Origin of the sequence: Microbacterium sp. (genome assembly GCF_030149085.1) — a bacterium.
Lineage (GTDB): Bacteria > Actinomycetota > Actinomycetes > Actinomycetales > Microbacteriaceae > Microbacterium.
In genome coordinates, this window is sequence record NZ_JASBSF010000243.1 from 1 (window position 1) to 4,187 (window position 4,187).

The 4,187-nt window shown below is 66.5% G+C and carries 4 protein-coding genes and 1 pseudogene; 1 reads left to right on the plus strand and 4 read right to left on the minus strand.

Annotation, left to right across the window (positions count from 1 at the left end; all coding sequences use genetic code 11):
• Positions 1–141: 141 nt before the first annotated feature.
• Together Q1V87_RS09880 and Q1V87_RS09885 are read right to left on the minus strand one after the other, a co-directional pair.
• Positions 142–456: an AzlD domain-containing protein gene (locus Q1V87_RS09880; protein WP_300592133.1), complete on the minus strand. Its 315-nt coding sequence runs from the start codon at positions 454–456 to the stop codon at positions 142–144.
• Entirely contained in the window at positions 453–1,235 is a 783-nt protein-coding gene (locus tag Q1V87_RS09885; protein ID WP_300592135.1) for an AzlC family ABC transporter permease, read from the minus strand. Before Q1V87_RS09885 ends, Q1V87_RS09880 begins: the two co-directional genes overlap by 4 nt.
• Positions 1,236–1,300: 65 nt before the next feature.
• Here Q1V87_RS09885 and Q1V87_RS09890 point away from each other — a divergent pair, with 65 nt between their 5' ends.
• Positions 1,301–1,846: a helix-turn-helix domain-containing protein gene (locus tag Q1V87_RS09890; RefSeq protein ID WP_366945428.1), complete on the plus strand. Its 546-nt coding sequence runs from the start codon at positions 1,301–1,303 to the stop codon at positions 1,844–1,846.
• Between the two features lie 12 nt (positions 1,847–1,858).
• Here the strand turns inward: Q1V87_RS09890 and typA are convergent, their stop codons facing one another.
• Positions 1,859–3,772 carry a translational GTPase TypA gene (typA, locus tag Q1V87_RS09895; protein ID WP_300592139.1) on the minus strand — a complete coding sequence of 638 codons (1,914 nt, stop codon included), beginning with the start codon at positions 3,770–3,772 and terminating at the stop codon, positions 1,859–1,861.
• 98 nt (positions 3,773–3,870) lie between these two features.
• A pseudogene (locus Q1V87_RS09900) lies at positions 3,871–4,187 on the minus strand (glutathione ABC transporter ATP-binding protein); the annotation flags it as partial.

A 4,187-nucleotide genomic window follows, 5' to 3' on the forward strand; every position in this document is an offset into this window, starting at 1 on the left:
CGAACACGCGGTACGCGTGGCTGACGGTCCCCGCGGCCCCGTAGATCGCACCGACGATCAGCGCGACCACCCACGCAGCAAGGCGAAGGAACGAGAAGCGCGGCACCGCATCACTGTATCGCGGCCGTGCGGCGGGAAGGCTTAGACCGCCAGGCCCCACCACCGAAGCGCGGCGGCTACCGCAGCTGCAGCAACCACCACGACGAGGAACGGTGCGCGCAGCAGGAGCAGACCGGCAGCCACCAGTACGGCGGGGACGCGGGCATCCACCACGATCTGCTGGCCGACCCCGAGTGTTTGCACAGCGACAAGCGCGGCGAGCAGGGCGACCGTCAACAGGTCGGCGATCCGCGCGGGCCGAGGCGCCTCGAGCAAGCGGGGCGGAACGAGGTATCCGGTCACTTTGAGCGCCAGGCAGATGACCGATGCCAGCGCGATCGCACTCCACAGCGTCACGGCAGTCCCACCCGTTCTGGCACATCGTCGGGTTCATCGGGGCCTCCGGGGCGAGCATCCCGATCAGTCACCGGACGGGACCCCCAGTCGAACCAGCCGACCAGAATTGCGACCACAGCGGCGATCAGCACCGGAAGACCGGGCATGAGCGACGGCGTCAGCACGGTAGCCACCACGGCAGCCGCGATGCCCACGACGATCGGCTGCCTCCCGCGCAGACGAGGCCATAGCAGGGCGAGGAAGGCTGCTGCGGCCGCGGCATCCAGTCCGTACGCGCGCGGATCGCCGAGCACGTCGCCCAGGAGCGCACCGACAAGGGTCGAGAGGTTCCAGCCGACATAGATACCGATGCCGGTGACCCAGAAGCCAACGGTTCGTGCGCGCGGCGTCGGCTGTGCGAGAGCGACTGCCGTGGACTCGTCGATTGTGAACTGCGGCGCCGCGATGCGGGTGAATCGGCCGGGGGGCAGCAGGGTCGACATCCGGATGCCGTACGCGACGTTTCGCACGCCCAGAAGCGCGGCGGACGCGACGGCAGCCGGGATCGCCGCGAGTCCCCCGGCTGAGATCACTCCCACGAAGGCGAATTGAGAACCCCCCGTGAACATGACGAGGCTGAGGATGCAGGTCTGCCAGACATCAAGTCCTGCCGCCACCGAAAGCGCGCCGAACGAAATCCCGTAGGCACTCGTCGCGAGGGCGACGCTCAGGCCTTGGCGCCACGCACCGCGCGCGGCATCCGTTCCCTCGCCTTCCGGCGGCCCGTCGACCGGCTCCATGTCCGCCATCCTGCAAGAGGAAAATCGTTCGGTCAAGTTGACAATAGTTCGGCATAATGAACGACATGAGTCTGGGGTCTCGCATCGCGACCGCCGTCCGTCGCGAACGCGATCGCGCGGGCGTCTCTGCCGCAGAGCTGGCGCGACGCTCGGGCGTATCCAAAGCCACCATCTCGCAGATAGAGGCAGGTTCGGCCAATCCCAACGTCGAGACCCTGTGGGCGATCGCGACGGCTCTCGGGGCGCCCTTCGCCGCGTTGGTGGAGGACCGCGAAAGTGAGCCGACGCTCATCCGCGCGCGCGATGGCCATGGAGTGCGAGCCGCCGGTTCCTCCTACGAGGCGCTGCTCCTCTCGGCCGCCCCGCCGAACGTCAGACGTGACCTGTATCTTCTCCGCGCCGAGCCAGGCTCGCCTCGACTGTCGGACGCACACCCGACGGGAACCACGGAGCATGTGGTCCTCCTGTCGGGAAGAGCACGCGTCGGGCCGCGGGAGGAGCCCTTCGAACTAGAGCCCGGGGACTACCTCTGCTATCCCGGCGATGCAGCACACGTCTTTGAGGCCCTCGTCGCCGGCACCAGCGCGGTGCTCGTGTCCGAAATGCGCTGAGGGGACGCGAGGTCAGGCGTTGGCGTCCTGGCGCTTCAGACGCGATGCTGCGCGACCACGCTCGGTCTGGTCGAGGATCACCTTGCGGATCCGAACCTTCTCGGGGGTGACTTCGACACACTCGTCCTCGCGCGCGAACTCGAGGCTCTCCTCGAGGGAGAGCTGTCGCGGCGGAGTAAGCCTCTCCAGCTCATCCGCGGTCGAGGAACGCATGTTCGTGAGCTTCTTCTCTTTCGTGATGTTCACGTCCATGTCGTCGGCTCGCGTGTTCTCGCCGACGACCATTCCCTCGTAGACCTCTTCGGTGGGCTGCACGAAGAAGCTCATGCGCTCCTGCAGCGCCATCATGGCGAACGGGGTCACGACACCGGCACGGTCGGCCACGATCGAACCGTTCTGCCGTGCGACGATCTGGCCTGCCCAGTCGTCGTAACCGTGCGAGATCGCATTGGCGATCCCCGTACCGCGGGTGATCGAGAGGAACTCAGTACGGAAGCCGATGAGTCCACGCGAGGGGACGACGAACTCCATTCGCACCCAGCCGGTGCCGTGGTTGACCATCGTCTCCATGCGCCCCTTACGCGCGGCAAGCAGCTGTGTGATCGCACCGAGGTACTCCTCGGGGGCATCGATCGTCAGGTGCTCGAAGGGCTCCTGCGTCTGGCCGTTCGGCCCCTTGCGGGTGACGACCTGAGGCTTGCCGACGGTCAGCTCGAAGCCCTCGCGGCGCATGTTCTCGACGAGGATGGCAAGCGCCAGCTCACCGCGCCCCTGTACTTCCCAGGCATCCGGCCGCCCGATGTCGACGACCTTGATCGACACGTTGCCGATCAGCTCGCGGTCGAGGCGATCCTTCACCATGCGGGCCGTGACCTTGTGGCCCTTGACCTTGCCGACAAGCGGCGACGTGTTCGTGCCGATCGTCATCGAGATAGCGGGGTCATCGACGGTGATCGCCGGCAGGGGCCTGACGTCCTCGGGGTCGGCGATCGTCTCGCCGATCGTGATCTCTTCGATCCCCGCGATCGCGACAATGTCACCGGGGCCGGCTGACTCGGCGGGATAGCGCTCGAGCGCGCGCGTCTTGAGCAGTTCCGTGATGCGGGCGTTCGAGTGCGTGCCATCGTGGCGCACCCAGGCGACAGTCTGCCCCTTCTTGAGCGTGCCGTTGAAGACGCGCAGCAGCGCGAGACGACCCAGGAACGGGCTCGAGTCCAGGTTGGTCACCCACGCCTGAAGCGGCGCTTCGTCATCATACGACGGCGCCGGGACGTGCTCGAGGATCGCTTCGAACAGCGGCTCGAGGTCGTCATTGTCGGGAAGCGACCCGTTCGCAGGCCGATTGCGGGACGCGGCGCCTGCACGGCCCGACGCGTACACGACCGGCACATCCAAGAGAGCGTCGACGTCGAGGTCGGGAACGTCCTCGTGCATGTCGGAAGCGAGGCCGAGCAGCAGGTCGTGCGATTCCTCCTCGACCTCGGCGATGCGGGCATCCGGTCGGTCTGTCTTGTTGACGAGAAGAATGACGGGAAGCTTCGCCTCCAGCGCCTTGCGCAGCACGAAGCGCGTCTGCGGAAGCGGCCCTTCCGAGGCATCCACCAGCAGCACGACGCCGTCAACCATCGACAGCCCGCGCTCGACCTCACCCCCGAAGTCCGCATGACCCGGCGTGTCGATCACGTTGATCGTGACGGGGACCTCGGTGTGAACACCGTTGTAGGTGATCGCGGTGTTCTTCGCGAGGATCGTGATGCCCTTTTCGCGTTCGAGGTCGTTCGAGTCCATCGCGCGCTCTTCGACGTGCGCGTGTTCCCCGAACGAGCCGGTCTGGCGCAGCATCGCATCCACGAGCGTGGTCTTGCCGTGGTCGACGTGCGCGACGATCGCGACGTTTCGGAGGTCCGAACGGAGGGCATGCGCCATGAGGGAATCCTTGCGGGTGGGGAGGCGGCCGGGATGCCGGCGCCTTCCAGGATATCTCAGGACCGCTTGCAGGCCGCTGAGCGGAGCGTTGTCCCGCTTTAGGCGGACTTCTGCTCTGCCAGGAGAGCGGCCCGAGCCTCGCGACGTTCGCGCTGCTCGGCCGGGTCAGGGACCGGCACTGCCGCGATGAGTCGCTTGGTGTAGTCATCCTGCGGGTTGCGCAGAATCTGCTCCTTCGTACCCTGCTCGACGATCGTCCCGAAGTGCATCACCGAAATGCGATGCGAGAGGATGTCCACGACGGCAAGGTCGTGGCTGATGAAAAGGCACGCGAACTTGAGCTCCTGCTGCAGCTCCTGGAGCAGCTCGAGGAATCGGGCCTGGACAGAAACATCCAGCGCGGAAGTGGGTTCAT